This is a genomic window from Bifidobacterium sp. UTBIF-68 (genome assembly GCF_006408855.1).
GTDB classification, from domain to species: domain Bacteria; phylum Actinomycetota; class Actinomycetes; order Actinomycetales; family Bifidobacteriaceae; genus Bifidobacterium; species Bifidobacterium reuteri.
In genome coordinates this window covers 42756-59876 of sequence record NZ_JFAN01000004.1, presented here as the reverse complement: position 1 = coordinate 59876, position 17121 = coordinate 42756, and the positions used below count along the sequence as shown (strand labels likewise).

Below are 17121 nucleotides of genomic sequence, written 5' to 3'. Positions count from 1 at the left end.
GTTACGCGGCTACCTTGCTGATTTATGAGTGACAACGAGAAGAGCACGCAAACCGAAGAGCCCGGCTTCCGTTATAACGCCCGATTGGCGCAGGACATCGAGAACAAATGGCAGAAGATCTGGGATGAACGCGGCACGTTCTGGGCCGCCAACGTCAATGGCGACCTGAAGGACGGCAAGGGGCGCAACGCCGACGGCCGCACCGCCTATTTCGCCATGGATATGTTCCCCTACCCCTCCGGCAAAGGCCTGCATGTCGGTCATCCGCTGGGCTATCTGGCCTCCGATGTCGTGAGCCGCTATCACCGCATGAAGGGCGAGAACGTGCTGCACGCCATGGGCTACGACGCCTTCGGTCTGCCTGCCGAACAATATGCCGTGCAGACCGGCCAGCATCCGCGCGTGACCACCGAAGCGAACATCGCCAACATGTCCCGTCAGCTGCACCGCATGGGCCTGTCGTTCGACAACCGCCGCACCTTCGCCACCATCGACCCCGGCTATGTACGCTGGACGCAGTGGATCTTCTCCCGCATCTACGAATCCTGGTATGACGACGAGGCCACCAACCCTTCCGGGACCAAGGGCTCCGCGCGTCCGATCAGCGAGCTTGTGGCCAAGTTCGAGTCCGGCGAGAAGGCCATCCCCGGCCATGAGCATGACGGCAAGGCATGGGCCGACCTGACCGATGCGGAGCAGCAGGATATACTGAACGACTTCCGACTGGCATACATCTCCAAGTCACCGGTCAACTGGTGCCCCGGTCTGGGAACCGTGCTCGCCAACGAGGAGGTCACCGCCGAGGGCAAGTCCGAGCGCGGCAACTTCCCGGTGTTCCAGCGTGAACTGCGCCAGTGGTCCATGCGCATCACCAAGTACGGCCATCGTCTGATCGAGGACCTCGACGGCATCGACTGGCCCGAGAAGGTCAAGCTCATGCAGCGCAACTGGATCGGTGAATCCCATGGTGCCTCCGTGCACTTCAGCGTTGCCACCGCCGATGGCGACAAGGACATGGAAATCTACACCACCCGTCCCGACACCCTGTTCGGCACCACCTTCGCCGTGGTCTCCCCGGAGCATAACCTGCTGCAGTACGTCCCCGCCGAATGGCCTGCCGGCATACCCGAAGCATGGAAGGGCGGCTACGCCAGCCCTGCGGAAGGAGTCAAGGCATACCGTCTCGCCGCCGAATCCAAGACCGCCAAGGACCGTGTGGACGAGGGCGGCGAGAAGACCGGTCTGTTCACCGGCCTGTACGCCACAAACCCGATCACCGGCGCGAAGCTTCCGCTGTTCACCGCAGACTACGTGCTGATGGACTACGGCACCGGTGCCATCATGGCCGTGCCCGGTGGCGACCAGCGTGACTACGATTTCGCCGTCAAGTTCGGCCTGCCGGTGATCTACACCGTTCAGCCGCTGCCGGATTCCGGCGACGATCTGGCCGATTACGAAGGCAAGGCGCCGTTCGTCTCGCATGACGGCATCGTGATCAACTCCTCGGTGGACGTTACGGCGGCCAAGGGCGACGCGCTGTCCCTGAACGGGCTTCGCGTCGATGACGCCATCGCCAAGGTCAACGAATGGCTCGAATCCGCCGGCGTGGGCAAGGGCACGGTGAGCTACCGTCTGCGCGACTGGCTGTTCTCCCGCCAGCGCTACTGGGGAGAGCCCTTCCCTATCGTCTATGGCGAGGACGGCACCCCGCACCTGCTGCCGGACTCCGCGCTGCCCATCAACCTTCCCGACGTGCCCGACTACGAGCCGCGCACCTTCGACCCGATGGACGCCGAGTCCAACCCCGAGGCGCCGCTGAGCCGCAACGAGGACTGGGTCAAGGTCGAGCTCGATCTGGGCGATGGCGTCAAGACCTATTACCGTGACACCAACACCATGCCGAACTGGGCCGGCTCCTGCTGGTACTACATGCGTTACATCGATCCGGCCGACACCAAGCACATGGTCGAAAAGGACGAGTTCGACTACTGGATGGGCCCGAACCACAACAAGTACTCCGGCGACGAGGGTGGCGTGGACCTCTACATCGGCGGCGTGGAGCATGCGGTGCTGCACCTGCTGTACTCCCGCTTCTGGCACAAGATCCTCTTCGACCTGGGCTACGTGGACTCCGCCGAACCGTTCCACAAGCTGTTCAACCAGGGCATGATCCAGGCCTACGCCTACACCGACGACCGTGGCCAGTACGTGCCGGCCGACGAGGTCGTGGAAGGTCCGGCCGACGCCTCCGGCGAGCCGACGTTCACCTGGAACGGCGAACACGCCAACCGTGAGTTCGGCAAGATGGGCAAGTCACTCAAGAACATCGTGACCCCGGACTTCATGTATGAGAACTACGGCGCCGACACCTTCCGCCTGTACGAGATGAGCATGGGCCCGCTGGACGAGTCCCGCCCGTGGAACACGCGCAACGTGGTGGGCGGCATGCGCTTCCTGCAACGCCTGTGGCGCAACGTGGTCGATGAGACCACCGGCGAGGTGCACGTGTCCGAAGACACTCCGGACGAGAAGACGCTCAAGCTGCTCAACAACACCATCGCCGAAGTGACCGTGGAGATGGAGGGCATGCGTCCGAACACCGCCATCGCCAAGCTCATCGTGCTCAACAACCATCTGACTTCCCTGAAGTCCGTGCCCCGTGCCGCCGTGGAGCCGCTGATCCTCATGCTGGCACCGATCGCGCCGCATATCTGCGAGGAGATGTGGAACAAGCTCGGACACCCCGAATCCCTCTCCGCCGAGCCGTGGCCGGTGGCCGACGAGCGCTACGTGGGTCATGACACCGTGACCGCCGTGGTGCAGATCAAGGGCAAGGTGCGCGCCAAGCTCGAAGTTCCGGTCGACATCGATCCGGCCGACCTCGAGAAGCAGGCGCTGGAGGCTGTGGTGGACCGTCTTGGCGGCAAGCAGCCGCGCAAGGTCATCGTCAAGGCGCCGAAGATCGTCTCCATCGTGCCCGCCGAATAAGGACGGCCGACACCGGCAATGTGGATAACTCCAGAAGCTGGAACCACATACCCCGATTCAGCTGGACATCATGCCCATGCGTCCATCACCGTGGATGCATGGGCATTTTCCGTATCGCGTCAACAGCGTCAACATCGCCAGCAAGATCAACGGCGTCATCGTCATCATGTCGGCTGCAGGGCTTGCACGGCGGATTCGATCGCATCGAATCCGGATCCGGGCATGCCACGCAAACCGTGCGCGATGCCGGTCGCGTCGGCGAGATTCCTCCACCACCTGGTTATGAGGGTATCCATCCATTGCCGGATCGGGTTGCGGCCGACAGGTCGTCATCCGATGATTCAAGTCATTCATCCGGCTTCGATGATGTGGCAGCGGCCGGCACCATGGCGCGAGACCGGAAACCGCTCGGCGAACTGATCGGAGTACGACTCTCGGATTCGGCCGCAGAAGGTGCAAGACGGAGCCGGGACAAGCCACGCGTGGTGTTCACGGTCAACCATGCGCTGGCGGTGATCCTGATCCTGATCGCGGCATTGGGCGCCAGCCTGGCGTTGCTGGTGCAGCAGTCGATGAATCTGACGGCATTGTCATCAGGCATCGGCACCTCCTCAGACATCGGCACAGCGCAGCTGGATGGCGGCGAAGCGGATGCGGACGGCGACACCCGAACGGGTGATACCGATCCCGGTGACGATGCCCCCTCCAACCCTGGTATCGACACCGGTTCCGCCGCCGGCGACGATGGTGAAGCCGATCCCTTGCCGCAGGCCGATGACCACCGCATCGATCTCAACACGGCCACATCCGAGCAATTGCAGACCATCAACGGCATCGGACCGACCATGGCGGAGCGTATCCTCGCCCATCGCGAATCCATCGGACGGTTCTCATCAGTCGATCAGCTTCTCGACGTCGACGGCATCGGCTCCAAAACCCTGGAGAAGATGCGGGGGCAGGTGACGGTGCGATGAACACCGCAACGCATATCGTGCATGATGCGCCGCCCGCCATCGCCGGAGCGGATTGGATGCTGCGCGAACAGGGCAGTCGGGACTGGCGCATGCTCCCGGTGGCGCTGGCGCTGTGGGCTTCCAGCCTTGCCTCGCATATCGGATTCGACCGATGGCCCGGACAACAGCGCATCGACATCCCTACCGGGTCATTTGACATGACCATATTGCCGATAACCGTTTTCGCCATAATGATGGTACTGACATTGGCCGTGCTCTGTGCGGCGTTCCACACCAAGGCTCGTTGGGCGGGCACGATCGCTGTATGCCTCGCCATGGCCTGTGTAGGCGGCATTACCGCTATTGCCGCCGACACAGCCGAATGGCGCGACCCCGCGGCGATATGGGCCAGAAACCAGGGCGGTCTGACACAGGTTCATGCCACGGTGTCCGCTCCCGTCATAGCTTCCGATCTGCGCGATTACGATTGCCGGATCGATGTGCGGCTCAACGGCATCGCGCCTGCCATGCAGGGAGCGGATGACGGATTCCGGCATTCGTCGGCGGATGTCCGTGTGTATGCCGCGGAATCGTATTGCTCCCGATTCCACAGAGGGGCGACGTATCGCTTGTCCGGCACCCTGCAGGAAGCCGAATACGGACATATGCCATTATGGCTCCTGCTGCAGGGCGGCGATCCCGTCGTGCAGATGGCCAATGGGCCACCGTACCGGACCGCCATAGAGCATATGCAGCAGTCGTTCTTCCTGATCACCGAGCAGCTGTCCGATCAGGGACGCGTACTCGTGCCGGGACTGACCATGGGCGTGCTGGGACAGGATTACGTGAGCGTGTCGCCTCCGGGGCACGTCGGCTCACCCCTCGACGACACCTATGCGGCCACGCTTGAAGAACGGTTCCGCCGATCCGGCATCATGCATCTGATGGCTGTCTCCGGAGGCCATTTCATCATGTTGGCGGAAGCGGTCCGACGCCTCTGCAGACGATGGCTGATATGCCAGCAGCTCAGCGCCGGAGCGATCGCCGGTGCGTATCTGGTCCTGGCCCTATTGGTCTATCCCAGTGATTCGGTGACCCGTGCGCTGATCATGGGCCTGCTCGGAGCCGGAGCCTATGCGCTGGGACGCCGGTCCCAAGCATTGAGCGCCCTGTGCTGGACGGTGACCGGTACACTCATCCTCGAACCGGAAATGTCGCAGAGCTATGGATTCGCGTTGTCCTCGGCGGCGGTACTCGGCATGGTATTGTTCGCTGGACCAATCGGCAAGACGGCGGGACGCATACTGCCGGAAGCCATCGCGCAGATGGTGGCGATGACCATGGCGGCACAGTTGTTCACACTGCCGATTCAGATACTGATGGAACCTGAGCTGCCGTTGCTTTCCATACCGGCGAACATATTGGTCTCACCTGTTGTGGGCTTCTCGACGATCACCGGGCTCATGGCGCTCGCCTGCGCGTGGTGCCTGCCATGGTTGGCAGGCACGCTCGCCTGGGTCGCCTCGGCGGGCACATTGGTGATGGAACGGGTGGCGATGTGGCTGGGTGGCAGCACATGGTCCGTGATGCCCTGGCCGGATGGGATAGCCGGCGCCTTACTGGTCCTGCTCATTGAAGCCGCCTGCATGGTGATCGTCATGGCCGTGAGCCGATTCGCACGTCGACGCACCATGCAGGACATTCGGCCTTCCGGACAACGGTTCGGCTCATCGCGCCGGGTACGGTTCGCCATCTGGTGGCAGGAGACGCGGCGCATGCTCCATGTGACCGCATCAGACGGGAGCACGTGACTCACCATTGGCCGCAATCCCATGCGGAAGACGTCATCCGAGTCGTTTCAGCAGCGATTCCACATGCCCCTTGGCCCGCACATTGTAACGTGCCAGTTCGATGCGCCCATCGGCGGCGATGGCGAACGTGGAACGCAATACGCCCACGTGCGTCTTGCCGTACAGCTTCTTTTCGCCGTATGCGGCATATCGTTTGTGCACGATGAGGTCCGGGTCGGACAACAGCGGGAACGACAGGTGGTCGCGCTCGCGGAACCGCTGCAGTTTGGCCACGGGATCCTTGGATACGCCGAGCACCGTGTAGCCGAGCGACTCGAGGCGGGCCATGTTGTCACGGAAGTCGCATGCCTCGGTGGTGCAGCCGGGGGTCATTGCGGCGGGATAGAAGTACAGGATCACGTTGCGGCCGGCCGTGGTAAGCGCGGACAGCGTGACGCTGGTCTGGCTGCCGTCCGGTTCGACGGCGGTCAGCGTGAAATCAGGCGCAGGCTGGCCGGGCTCAAGCCGTGCGGGCATCGTCGCCGCGTCAGTGGCGTTGTTCATATCCTGGGGTTCGATATCGCTCATACCGTCCATCGTAGTGCGCGGAACCGGGCAATGGCGGGGCTGACACCGATTATGTCGGGCTTTGTCCAAAGGATGTGGGGTGATGGAAGGCATGGCCAGATCAACAGCGAATGCACCGGTGACGGTGGTGCCGGGCGGAGACTCATATCTGAACTCCATGCGCGTCAAGGAACTCTGCACGGCGGCGCTCAGGGCGCGCCCGGACGCGGAATTCATCGAACTGGACGCCACCGGAGCCGACCGGTATGCATTCGATGAGGCCGTAAGCCCCTCGCTGCTCTCCGATGTGGCGGTGGTCAGGATCGACAACCTGCAGAACGCGGACGAGAAACTCGCCGAATCCCTCCTCGCCTACACCAAACAGGCAGTCAGGGACCCGCAGGGTTCCAGCGTGGTGATATGCCAGCATGAAGGCGGCGCCAAAGGCAAACGCCTCCTCGACCAACTGGTGAAGGCGGGGGCGCGTACGGAGGATGTACCGGACCTGAAGAAGCCGGACGCGCAGCTGAACTTCGTCTACAAGGAATTCGAGAAGCGCAAACGGCGAGTGGAACCGGCAGCAGCGCAACAGCTGGTCGCCGTACTCGGCGGCAAGACCGGCGAACTCGCCGCGATGTGTGAGCAGCTGTGTTTCGATTTCGACGACGATCCCATCGCGTTGCAGCGTGTCAACCAGTATTTGACCACCAATCCACAGGTCACCGGCTTCGCTGTCGCCGACAAGGCGCTTGAAGGGCACACGTCGCAGGCCATCGTCATGATGCGTGCCGCTGTGGAGCAGGGGACCGACCCGATAGCGCTGATCGGCGCCTTGGCCATGAAACTGCGGACATTGGCCAAGGCTTCCGCGGTGAAATCCGGCACCATCTCGCAAGCGGAGGCCAAAACGAACCCCTGGGTGTTGCGCAACGCCGCAAGACAGCTTGGCGGTTGGACCTCTGCGGGAATGTCCCATTGCATCCGCATGCTGGCGTGGGCCGACGAGCAGAGCAAAACCAACGGAGGAGACCCGCTCTACGCGTTGGAACGCTGCATCGAGGACATCAGCCACAAAGGACGACCGGCATAGACCGGCATAAACCCTCCCGAGGCGCGCGAGGCGCTCGACACCAATACCAGCGGACACACAGACAGTACAGAGGATGACACCGGACATGAACACGATCACGACACACGCATCCACCGCACAAGCCATGCGGCAGCTCGGCGCACAGGTGGCCGGCCAAGTCAGAGGAGGTGACGTGCTGCTGCTCTCCGGGCCGCTCGGCGCCGGCAAAACCACGTTCGCCCAAGGCTTCGGCGCGGGATTGGGCATCGAGGAGCCCATCGTCTCACCCACCTTCACCATCGCCCGCGAACTGGACGGACGATTCGCCGACGGAACCGCCGCCCATCTGGTCCATGTGGACGCATACCGACTCGGAGGTGCCGCATACGCACCCGGGCAGGACGCCATCGGCCGGCTCCTTGACGAACTCGAATCGCTCGGCCTCGACGAAGAACTCGAAGACCCCGGCGAGAACACCGTGGTGCTGATGGAATGGGGCGAACAGATGGCCACCGCATTGGCCGACGAACGATTGGAAATCCACATCGGCAGACCATTGGATCCGACGGCCATCAGTGAGCACGGCGACCAGGACGGTCTACAAGACAGCCAGCCTGTGCTCACCAGCAACGGCATCCGCACGGTGACCTTCGTACCAGTGGGCGCCCGCTGGCAAGGCTTCACCATATAAGAGACCAACGAGCCACGATGGGCAGCGTCTGCACGCACGCGCCCGCAGGCGCTCTCTTCGATGTACACTCTCTTAAGGTTCGGTACGGATAATGCCATGTGCGCGTGAGCATACGGCTAGGAGGATACATGGGTTGCACACTGGTGATTGACACCTCATTCGGTTCGACGGTCGGCGTCGTGGGGCATGAGCCCATCGTCGAAACGGATTCTCGCACCCATGTGGAGAAGTTGCAAGTCAACATCGCATGTGCGGTGGAACAGGCCGGGTTCGCCCCACAGGACATCAATACCATCGTGGCAGGCGTAGGACCCGCCCCATTCACCGGATTGCGCGCGGGAATCGTGGCGGCCAAGGCGCTCGCTTTCGCCACCGGCGCCAAGCTGCTCGGCCAGAATGCGCTTGAGCCGCAGGCGCAATGGAACGCAATACGCCGCGGGAAGAAAGGCACTCTGGGCGATCCGCGCAGTCGGCATGTGCTGACGTTGGCGGTCAACGATGCACGCCGCAGACAACTGTATTTCGAACTGTGCGCAAGTCCGGCTGCGGATCAAGGGCCGGATGCTTCCGCGCCTGCCAAGCCTCTGATTGCGATGGACATCGATTATCCGGCCTCCATCGTGGACCGTGTGAACCAAGCCGTCGAAGCGTACGCCGCCGACGTTGACGGCGATGTGATCGTGGACGTGATCGGCCACGGCGCTCGCAGGTATGCTTCCGTGCTGGCCGATATCAGGCATCTGGGTGATATCGACGATGAATCAGTGCTCGACCAGGGTGCGCAGGGGCTGAGCATATTCGCGGCGGAAGCGCTGCTGAACTCCGGCCTGCATCTGGATGAGCCGGTCGAACCGTTGTATCTCCGCCGTCCTGACGCTGAGATCCCGGCGCCGCTGAAGCATGTGCTCGGCCATGAAGGTGCGGAGCGTAACGCCTGATGCTGATCACTCAACAGGAACTCGGCCATGAACAGGCCGTTGCCGCCATGCGGTCGCTGGAAGTGGAGCTCTTCGGCAACCACGCATGGAGCGAGGCCTCGGTGAGGCAGGAACTGGAACTGCCGAGCCGCACCTACGTGTTCGATGTCGCGGAACCGATGCCGCAATCGGATGCCGATACGCCCTCGGTTCGCGGATTCGCGGGATACTGGTATGACGGTGAGGACGCGGAAATCATGGATGTCGGCGTCGGCAAAGCCTACCAGCGGCACGGCATAGCCCGGGCTCTGATGACGGCGCTGATAGACCATGCCCGTGCAGCCGGCGCGCGAAGGATGCTGCTGGAAGTCAGTGTGATTAATGCGCCTGCCCTCGCCTTGTACCGGGGCTTCGGATTCGAACGCATCGGACTGCGCAAACGCTATTACCAGCCCGAGGGCATCGACGCCTATGTGATGGCCTTGGACCTGCAGCCGCGCGTCGTGGGATTCCAGCCTTCCGGAGCCGGCGGCGCCAACGTCGCCGAGGCTATTGGTGCGGAGTCCGGAGGGCACGTCGATGAGAATGCCTATGAACGGCAGAAGACAAGTGGACAGGAGCTGTAACCATGAGCGAGCCGATTGTATTGGGTATCGAATCCACCTGTGACGAAACCGCGGCCGCCATCGTGCGTGGCCGCGAGCTGCTGTCCAATGTGGTGGCCTCATCGATGGAGGAACATGCGCGGTATGGAGGTGTGATTCCGGAGATCGCCTCACGTGCGCACGCCGAGGCGTTCGTGCCATGCGTCTCCAAGGCGTTGGCCGACGCGGATATGACCCTGGCTGATGTCGATGCCATTGCGGTCTCCGCCGGTCCGGGGCTGGCCGGCTGTCTGGCCGTGGGCGTCTCCGGTGCCAAGGCGCTGGCATGGGCTGCGAACAAGCCGATCTATGGTATCAACCATGTCATAGGCCACATCGCGGTGACGCAGTTGCAGTTTGGTGCTTTCCCTCCGGATACGCTGGCTCTCATCGTCTCCGGAGGGCATACCTCGCTGCTGCATGTGGAGGATATGCCGCGCAAGATTGACGTGGTCGGCACGACGCTCGATGATGCGGCGGGGGAGTGCTTCGATAAGGTGGCGCGCCTGCTCGGCTTCCCCTATCCGGGCGGCCCGCACATCGACCGTCATGCCCAGCATGGCGACCCTCATGCGATCCGTGTGCCGCAGGGCCTCACCCAGGGCAAGGCAGGAGCTGCGCATCCATATGATTTCAGCTTCTCCGGTGTCAAGACCGCCGTGGCCCGTTGGGTGGAAGGGGAGCAGGCCGCAGGCCGGGAGATTCCAGTGGATGACGTCTGCGCCTCACTGGCCGACTCGGTGGCCACCGTGCTGGCCCGTAAGGCCATGCGCGGCTGTGAGCAGTATGGCTCCGATACGCTGATCGTCGGCGGAGGATTCTCCGCCAACTCGCAGCTGCGCGCCAAGCTGCTCGAATTCGGCGAGCGTCATGGTGTCGATGTACGTATCCCGCAGATCAAGCTCTGCACCGACAATGGTGCCATGGTCGCCATGCTCGGCGTGAACCTAGTCGAAGCCGGTGTGGCTCCCAGCGCACCTGACTTTCCGATCGATTCCGCCATGCCGTTGACTCAAGTGTCAATGTGATTTCGTGCGGATGCCTGAAATCGGCGGAATAAGGCGCGACATGCCTACACGCATGTAATTTGCTTTTTTGCGGACGGCATGTAAGATATGTGACTTGTGCGCGAGAGAAATCTCAAGCATGACAGCATTCCTGCGTAGCTCAGTTGGCAGAGCATCCGACTGTTAATCGGACGGTCGCTGGTTCAAGCCCAGCCGCAGGAGCTTCTTCCGGTCGGGTCGTTGCTGGCCTGTCTGGTTGATAATTGAATATTCCTGCGTAGCTCAGTTGGCAGAGCATCCGACTGTTAATCGGACGGTCGCTGGTTCAAGCCCAGCCGCAGGAGCCATGTGAAGCCCCTTGGTGGAATGCCAAGGGGCTTCGTTTTTTGAGGCACCGTTTCTCTATAGACCTGCGAACGTTGATGGGCGCCGTTGGCGACTTATATAAAGTCTTTTGTGCTATGTGGATAACCTGGCAAGCTGGAACCACATACCCCGATCGAGCTGGACACCGCACGCTTGATTCCATCAAGGTGGAAGACACCGGCAATGATGCCGGCATGATTCGGCATGCATCCATGCCGCCGATCTGGAATGAGGTGTCAAAGGATATGAATGGGTATTGGTTCGATTGGCGTCGGCATGCCGCCCGACGCGCCGCCAGACTGCGTGAACACGAGCGTAGACGGGCGGAGGAGCGACGGACGTGGATGGATGCCGCAGTGGCCGCCGCAACGGCATTGGGACTGGCTCTGGCGCTGCTGATGGGACTGACCGTTGAAGCGTCATGGGGCGCTTCGCCCTATTCCTCGATTCAGCAGACGGCCTCGAATGGTACTGCCACACAGACGAAAGACATGTCGCCCGACGTCCAAGAGACGCTTCTGCCTGTGGATTTCACCGATCTGACGATGCTGGAAGAACGATCCACGTCGCGGTGCTCGGCACGATACGGTTGGCCCGTCAGCAATCCGGTGGTCGAGGCTCCGTTCGACAGGCCACTTACTCCGTGGGCACCCGGACATAGGGGAATCGATGTCAAGGCGCGGCAGGGGGACTCGATTTCGGCGCCTGCTGCTGGAACCATCAGTTTCGCGGGGAAGGTCGGCGGCAAGGATGTGGTGAGTCTACGCCACCGTGGGGGAGTGACCTCGACCTTCGAGCCCGCCGTGACCACGCTTGAGGTCGGAATGAACGTGAATGGAGGGGCCTCCATCGGCGTGGTGGACGGCGAATCCGACCATTGCTCAATCCGCCAATGCCTGCATTGGGGATTGAAGCGCGGGGCGCACGATTATCTGGATCCGGAGCGATACGTCGGCGAATACATGATCGTACTGAAGGAATGATCTGTACGCGGGCCTGGTCCCCACATCCCAGCGAGATCCATGTCACAACCCTGCATCGGCCAGGCTGATATAGCCGGGATCGATGAGCGTGGCCTTGAGATTGCTGGCGCTGACGGCCAATGGCGGTTCGTTCAGCGTCGGCACCTTCTTGATGCCTCCCACTGTGCTATCGCGCACGGATGACATGTCGCTGAGCGGTTTGCCGGTGTTCAGTCTCCCGCATACTTCGGCGATGTCGGCGGCGAGGAGCTGCCGGTTTTCGATGCCGGTCATCCATTGCTTGCCTTTGACGACATTGGGGATGCTGGAGATATACGAGCCATAGCCGGTGACCAAAGGCCACTGTGAGTCTTTTCCTTTGTCGGTCTCATTGGCCGCATCCGAACCGGTATCGTTTGCGGAATCGTCGTTTTCGGGGGCTTTGACGGGGTCGGGGACGCTTTCGCGTGCCAGATCCTTTTTGCCTGTGATGTTGCCGATGATACCGGAAATCGTGATTTGCGGATTGATGTCGGCCGCAGAGCCGGTGTACCCCAGATCATCCAGTTTCGCCACCACTTCGGAAGCTACGTAATCGTTCATCGCGATGATGCCGTCGATGCGGGTGGTCGTGGAAGTGCTGCCGGAATGCTCCAGTCGCATCGACAGAACCTTGGCAGTGGCGCGGTCCTTGCCGATGTCGTAGGCTACGTTGAGCCAATCATCCTCGGTGGTGTTTTTTGTCAATGCTCCTGAAGGGCTGATCACTGTGCCTTTCTGGTAATACGCGCCGAGCACCTGCCAGATGCCTTGGAATGCCTCCTTGGCGAACTGCGAGTCGATGCCGGCGCCCGTATCGCCGTCATCCGATGTGGTATACGGCAGCAAAACCTCGATGCGTTTGGGATTGTCCTTGCTCGCCTTGTCCAATTCGAGTTTGGCGGCCACGTTCTGAGCCTGCAGATGTCCGATGGTCCGCGCATCGGAGAACGATACGAATGCGTCCGGCTTGTATCCTTCAATGCTATTGGCCAGAAGCACCACATGCATGCCCGATTCCTGGGCGAGTTTCAGTGATGAGACCAGACGCTGCACTGCCTGGGCCTGTGTGTCGTCGTCGTTTTCGGTGCTGTCATCGGAATCGGCTGTGTTGTCGTTGCTCTCGTCGTTCGAGTTGGTGGACGAGGAGGACTGTCCATTCGAGGACCCATCCTCCGGCTGATCGGATGTGGCGTCGTCGGAATCCGTAGCTCCTTCATCGGCATCGGATTCGGTGCTCAGCTCCTGGCTGACATAATCGCCGTACTGGCGGGTCGAATCATCGGCGGCCACCACCGGGGCGACCAGTACCGTCGTGTTCTCCGCTGGGATGGCGATGCCAGAATCATCGGTCACTGTTTTCCCGGAGAGCCGGTTGACCACATAATCCTGAATCGCCCTGCTTTGCTTATCCAGCGTATCGGAAGTGGCATGCGAGATGTTCTCTTTCTTGAACCCGTACTGGACGAGCGCGTCAGTCAATTCCGGCGTGAGCTTGGCCCATTTGTTCAAGGGGGTCTGCTGATTCAATGTGATGCCGTCTGACGGTGTGAACAGCGCGGCTGCTCCCATGGAATCGGAGGTGATGGTGGTCTTCGTGCCACCGTCGGCGTCGTCATCGTGGCTGGCGCTGCATGCAGTCAGGGACAATACCATTGCGCATGCCGCTGTGATGGCGGTGGCGATAGTGACGGAGCGACGTACGAACCCCATAAACGAACAATCCTCCCCAGCAGAGTCTGCGATTCATGAACACTCTGGTCCGATTGTAGTGGACGGGATATGAAATATCCCGGATACGTGCGAAAGAACCGTGCGTATCCGGGATATTTCAGGGTATGGGAGACCGGGATGGTCAGGCGAGGGCTTTCTGAAGATTCTCATCAAGCGCGTTCATGAAGCCCTCGGTGTCGAGCCACGGCTCGTCCGGGCCGATGAGCATGGCGAGGTCCTTGGTCATCTGGCCGCCTTCGACGGTGTCGACGATGACCTTCTCCAGCGTTTCGGCGAAGTGACGGACTTCGGGGGTGCCGTCCAAATCGGCGCGGTGCTTGAGGCCGCCCGTCCAGGCGAAAATCGAGGCGATCGGATTGGTGGAGGTCTTCTCGCCCTTGAGCCAGCGACGGTAATGGCGGGTGACGGTGCCATGTGCGGCCTCGGCCTCGACGGTCTGCCCGTCCGGGGTCATGAGTACGGACGTCATGAGACCCAGCGATCCGAAGCCTTGGGCCACGGAATCGGACTGCACATCGCCGTCATAGTTCTTGCAGGCCCAGATGTAGCCGCCATGCCATTTCAGGGAACTGGCCACCATATCGTCGATGAGACGGTGTTCGTAGGTCAGGCCGGCCTCGGCATACTTATCCTTGTACTCGGTCTCGAACACTTCTGCGAAGATGTCCTTGAACTGTCCGTCGTACGCCTTGAGAATCGTGTTCTTGGTGGACAGATACACCGGGTAATGACGCATCAGGCCGTAGTTGAAGCAGGCACGTGCGAAACCGCGGATCGAATCGTTGACGTTGTACTGCACCTGGGCCACGCCGCCGTCGGGCCCGTAGTTATAGACCACGTGCTGAATCGGCTCGGATCCGTCGTCCGGAGTGAAGGTGACGGTCAGCTGGCCAGCGCCCGGCACCTTGAAGTCGGTGGCCTTGTACTGGTCGCCGAAGGCGTGACGGGCCACGACGATCGGCTTGGTCCAGCCGGGCACCAGACGCGGCACGTTGCTCATCACGATCGGTTCGCGGAAGATGGTGCCTCCGAGGATGTTGCGGATGGTGCCGTTGGGCGACTTCCACATCTTCTTGAGGCCGAATTCCTTGACTCGGGCCTCATCGGGGGTGATGGTGGCGCACTTGACGCCGACATGGTGCTTCTGGATGGCGTGGGCGGCGTCGATGGTGACCTGATCGTCGGTCTCGTCGCGGTGTTGGATGCCCAGATCGTAGTACTCGAGGTTCACATCGAGGTACGGCAGAATGAGCCTGTCCTTGATGTCCTTCCAGATCACGCGGGTCATTTCGTCGCCGTCAAGTTCAACGACGGTGCCTTCGACCTTGATTTTGGCCATGCTTCCTCCTGATAGATGCTTTCGCGGAATGGTTCAGTCTTATCGCATGTTTGTAACGAGTCGGTTCGGGATTCGAGAATATGGACACCTTAGCGGGGGCGTCCGTCCCCGGCAATAGTGTGGAGACCATGTCTCAGGAAATTGAAATCGGTTTGGGCAAAAAAGGCCATCTAGGCTACGCGCTTGACGACGTGGCCATCGTCCCCTCACGGCGTACGCGCGACCCTGAGGATGTATCCACCTCCTGGCAGATCGATGCCTATGAGTTCGACGTCCCGGTCATCGGCGCGCCGATGGACTCGGTCACCAGCCCGGCCACCGCCATCGCGATGGGCAAGATGGGTGCCCTTGGTGTGCTCGACCTGGAAGGCTTGTGGACCCGCTATGAGGATCCGGAGCCGCTGCTGGACGAGATTTCACAGCTTCCGGCCAACCAGGCCACGGCACGTATCCAGCAGATCTATGCTGAGCCGGTCAAGCCCGAGCTCATCACTCAGCGTCTTCGTGAGATCCGCGCGGCCGGCGTCACGGTGGCGGGCGCGTTGTCCCCGCAGCGCACGCAGCAGTTCTACTCCACAGTGGTGGATGCGGGCGTCGACCTGTTCGTGATTCGCGGAACAGTGGTGTCTGCCGAGCACGTTTCCTCGTCGCATGAGCCGTTGAACCTGAAGAAGTTCATCTACGATCTCGATGTGCCGGTGATTGTCGGCGGTGCTTCCAATTACACCGCCGCTCTGCATCTGATGCGTACCGGTGCCGCGGGCGTGCTGGTCGGCTTCGGCGGCGGTGCGGTCTCCGCCACCCGCCAGACCTTGGGCGTCCAGGCGCCTATGGCCACGGCCATCGCCGATGTGGCTGAGGCCCGCCGCGATTACATGGATGAGTCGGGCGGCCGTTACGTGCAGGTGATTGCCGATGGCGGCATGGGGGATTCCGGCAGCTTCGTGAAAGCCCTGGCCTTGGGCGCCGATGCGGTGATGCTTGGGGTGCCTCTGGCGCGTGCGACCGAAGCGCCGGGCAAGGGCACGCACTGGGGTGCGGAAGCCCGTCATCAGACGTTGCCCCGTGGATACCGCACCACGGTGGGTACAGTGGCGCCACTGGAACAGATTCTGTTCGGTCCGAGCCATCAGGCGGACGGCAAGACCAATTTCATCGGCGCTTTGAAGCGAGCCATGGCATCCACCGGCTACGTGGACGTCAAGAATTTCCAGCGCTGCGGCATGATGGTCACGCCGTATTCCGCTCGCTGATAATCGGTTTCGCCGAGGCGTCGCGCAGAGTACAGGACCGTCGGCGCAATCGCCGGTTTTCGCCCTTGAAAATCGACAAACCATGTTGGTTTGTCGATTTTCAAGGGCGTTTTCTTTGCAATCAGCGAAGTAGTTTGACATGTACGACGCAAAGTGGTGATGTGGTGTCCAGATTCAACCAATGACGGTTGGGTCGCAATAGGGAATCACAGGTGATCTGCCATGGAATACAATGGCTTTTTCTATCATCAACGCACGCCTCTGCCAAGCTATGACGGTTTCATCACCGTCGAGCTTTCCGAAAGGCCGGTTCGCTACCATATACAGCCGTTGTTCGCATGTGGCATGAGCGGCCAGGAATGCCACACCATGGCGCTTGCCGCATGCCGGATCGCATGCAATTGCGCTGATGCCATCCGGGGAAAACTGAGCGTTGCCCGACTGCAACGTGCGTTGACCGCGCCTTGTCTGGAACGATTGCAGACCATGCAGTACCTGCTCGATATCCATATGGCCACCCATCCTGAAATCAAAGCGAAATTCTGCTATCTGCCCACAGTCCCCAATCTGATCAACGGCATGATCATCAGCGACACCATCATGGAGCTTGCCGTACTCATGACCATCGGGCAGGAAAACCTGCGCGTGAACCTCAAATTCAAGTACATAGGCTCACGCTGGATGTGTGTGTTCGCCGATCTCGGATAGCAGCCCGGGATCCGCCTTGTGCCCCTGCATGCCGCACTGACAATCTCCGACATGTCGTCCGTGCTCCAGACGGCCGATGCCTGGGTATGGCGTA

At 61.3% G+C, this 17121-nt stretch carries 15 protein-coding genes and 2 tRNA genes; 13 read left to right on the top strand and 4 right to left on the bottom strand.

Features of this window, described 5'->3' with window-relative positions:
- The first annotated feature begins 24 nt into the window (after nt 1–24).
- The 3 genes from leuS (at nt 25) to BW14_RS01445 (ending at nt 5752) form a co-directional block, all read left to right on the top strand.
- Complete coding sequence (gene leuS, locus BW14_RS01455) at nt 25–2988, top strand: leucine--tRNA ligase (RefSeq protein WP_044088894.1); 2964 nt, start codon at nt 25–27, stop codon at nt 2986–2988.
- 182 nt (nt 2989–3170) lie between these two features.
- Nucleotides 3171–3962, top strand: a complete 792-nt coding sequence (locus tag BW14_RS12170; RefSeq protein ID WP_241451154.1) for a helix-hairpin-helix domain-containing protein — start codon at nt 3171–3173, stop codon at nt 3960–3962.
- Between the two features lie 89 nt (nt 3963–4051).
- Nucleotides 4052–5752: a ComEC/Rec2 family competence protein gene (locus tag BW14_RS01445; RefSeq protein WP_044088929.1), complete on the top strand. Its 1701-nt coding sequence runs from the start codon at nt 4052–4054 to the stop codon at nt 5750–5752.
- A gap of 33 nt (nt 5753–5785) precedes the next feature.
- On the opposite strand, the gene BW14_RS01440 is transcribed toward BW14_RS01445, so the two are convergent.
- The gene (locus BW14_RS01440) at nt 5786–6319 is read right to left on the bottom strand and encodes a peroxiredoxin (protein WP_044088896.1); all 534 of its coding nucleotides are present in this window, start codon (nt 6317–6319) and stop codon (nt 5786–5788) included.
- A 91-nt stretch (nt 6320–6410) separates the two neighbouring features.
- Here BW14_RS01440 and holA point away from each other — a divergent pair, with 91 nt between their 5' ends.
- From holA to BW14_RS01400, 8 genes are all read left to right on the top strand, one after another.
- On the top strand, nt 6411–7388 hold the full coding sequence (gene holA, locus BW14_RS01435) for a DNA polymerase III subunit delta (protein WP_044088930.1): 978 nt from the start codon (nt 6411–6413) through the stop codon (nt 7386–7388).
- An 85-nt stretch (nt 7389–7473) separates the two neighbouring features.
- On the top strand, nt 7474–8058 hold the full coding sequence (gene tsaE / locus BW14_RS01430) for a tRNA (adenosine(37)-N6)-threonylcarbamoyltransferase complex ATPase subunit type 1 TsaE (protein ID WP_044088898.1): 585 nt from the start codon (nt 7474–7476) through the stop codon (nt 8056–8058).
- A gap of 128 nt (nt 8059–8186) precedes the next feature.
- Entirely contained in the window at nt 8187–8996 is an 810-nt protein-coding gene (gene tsaB, locus BW14_RS01425) for a tRNA (adenosine(37)-N6)-threonylcarbamoyltransferase complex dimerization subunit type 1 TsaB (protein WP_044088899.1), read from the top strand.
- Nucleotides 8996–9601, top strand: coding sequence for a ribosomal protein S18-alanine N-acetyltransferase (gene rimI, locus BW14_RS01420; RefSeq protein ID WP_140489143.1), 606 nt, complete (start codon nt 8996–8998; stop codon nt 9599–9601). Before tsaB ends, rimI begins: the two co-directional genes overlap by 1 nt.
- A gap of 2 nt (nt 9602–9603) precedes the next feature.
- Entirely contained in the window at nt 9604–10647 is a 1044-nt protein-coding gene (tsaD, locus tag BW14_RS01415; protein ID WP_044088900.1) for a tRNA (adenosine(37)-N6)-threonylcarbamoyltransferase complex transferase subunit TsaD, read from the top strand.
- Between the two features lie 128 nt (nt 10648–10775).
- Nucleotides 10776–10848, top strand: a tRNA-Asn gene (locus BW14_RS01410).
- A gap of 49 nt (nt 10849–10897) precedes the next feature.
- Nucleotides 10898–10973, top strand: a tRNA-Asn gene (locus tag BW14_RS01405).
- A gap of 114 nt (nt 10974–11087) precedes the next feature.
- Nucleotides 11088–11975, top strand: a complete 888-nt coding sequence (locus BW14_RS01400; protein WP_223847865.1) for a M23 family metallopeptidase — start codon at nt 11088–11090, stop codon at nt 11973–11975.
- 42 nt (nt 11976–12017) lie between these two features.
- On the opposite strand, the gene BW14_RS01395 is transcribed toward BW14_RS01400, so the two are convergent.
- Together BW14_RS01395 and BW14_RS01390 are read right to left on the bottom strand one after the other, a co-directional pair.
- Complete coding sequence (locus BW14_RS01395; RefSeq protein WP_044090210.1) at nt 12018–13706, bottom strand: hypothetical protein; 1689 nt, start codon at nt 13704–13706, stop codon at nt 12018–12020.
- 142 nt (nt 13707–13848) lie between these two features.
- Nucleotides 13849–15066 carry an NADP-dependent isocitrate dehydrogenase gene (locus tag BW14_RS01390; protein ID WP_044090211.1) on the bottom strand — a complete coding sequence of 406 codons (1218 nt, stop codon included), beginning with the start codon at nt 15064–15066 and terminating at the stop codon, nt 13849–13851.
- A 128-nt stretch (nt 15067–15194) separates the two neighbouring features.
- On the opposite strand from BW14_RS01390, the gene BW14_RS01385 reads away from it, so the two are divergent.
- Nucleotides 15195–16319, top strand: a complete 1125-nt coding sequence (locus BW14_RS01385; RefSeq protein ID WP_140464136.1) for a GuaB3 family IMP dehydrogenase-related protein — start codon at nt 15195–15197, stop codon at nt 16317–16319.
- 174 nt (nt 16320–16493) lie between these two features.
- Here BW14_RS01385 and BW14_RS12165 read toward each other — a convergent pair whose 3' ends face one another.
- On the bottom strand, nt 16494–16829 hold the full coding sequence (locus BW14_RS12165; protein WP_223847866.1) for a hypothetical protein: 336 nt from the start codon (nt 16827–16829) through the stop codon (nt 16494–16496).
- Here BW14_RS12165 and BW14_RS12160 point away from each other — a divergent pair, their 5' ends adjacent.
- Complete coding sequence (locus BW14_RS12160; RefSeq protein ID WP_223847867.1) at nt 16830–17027, top strand: hypothetical protein; 198 nt, start codon at nt 16830–16832, stop codon at nt 17025–17027.
- The last annotated feature ends 94 nt before the right edge of the window (nt 17028–17121 follow it).

Bases quoted from the DNA above. Each gene is read 5' to 3' on its own strand.
- leuS (WP_044088894.1), top strand. From the start codon at position 25: ATGAGTGACAACGAGAAGAGCACGCAAACCGAAGAGCCCGGCTTCCGT.
- BW14_RS01445 (WP_044088929.1), top strand. From the start codon at position 4,052: ATGCTCCCGGTGGCGCTGGCGCTGTGGGCTTCCAGCCTTGCCTCGCAT.
- BW14_RS01440 (WP_044088896.1), bottom strand. From the start codon at position 6,319: ATGAGCGATATCGAACCCCAGGATATGAACAACGCCACTGACGCGGCG.
- holA (WP_044088930.1), top strand. From the start codon at position 6,411: ATGGCCAGATCAACAGCGAATGCACCGGTGACGGTGGTGCCGGGCGGA.
- tsaE (WP_044088898.1), top strand. From the start codon at position 7,474: ATGAACACGATCACGACACACGCATCCACCGCACAAGCCATGCGGCAG.
- tsaB (WP_044088899.1), top strand. From the start codon at position 8,187: ATGGGTTGCACACTGGTGATTGACACCTCATTCGGTTCGACGGTCGGC.
- rimI (WP_140489143.1), top strand. From the start codon at position 8,996: ATGCTGATCACTCAACAGGAACTCGGCCATGAACAGGCCGTTGCCGCC.
- tsaD (WP_044088900.1), top strand. From the start codon at position 9,604: ATGAGCGAGCCGATTGTATTGGGTATCGAATCCACCTGTGACGAAACC.
- BW14_RS01400 (WP_223847865.1), top strand. From the start codon at position 11,088: ATGTGGATAACCTGGCAAGCTGGAACCACATACCCCGATCGAGCTGGA.
- BW14_RS01395 (WP_044090210.1), bottom strand. From the start codon at position 13,706: ATGGGGTTCGTACGTCGCTCCGTCACTATCGCCACCGCCATCACAGCG.
- BW14_RS01390 (WP_044090211.1), bottom strand. From the start codon at position 15,066: ATGGCCAAAATCAAGGTCGAAGGCACCGTCGTTGAACTTGACGGCGAC.
- BW14_RS01385 (WP_140464136.1), top strand. From the start codon at position 15,195: ATGTCTCAGGAAATTGAAATCGGTTTGGGCAAAAAAGGCCATCTAGGC.
- BW14_RS12165 (WP_223847866.1), bottom strand. From the start codon at position 16,829: ATGGATATCGAGCAGGTACTGCATGGTCTGCAATCGTTCCAGACAAGG.
- BW14_RS12160 (WP_223847867.1), top strand. From the start codon at position 16,830: ATGGCCACCCATCCTGAAATCAAAGCGAAATTCTGCTATCTGCCCACA.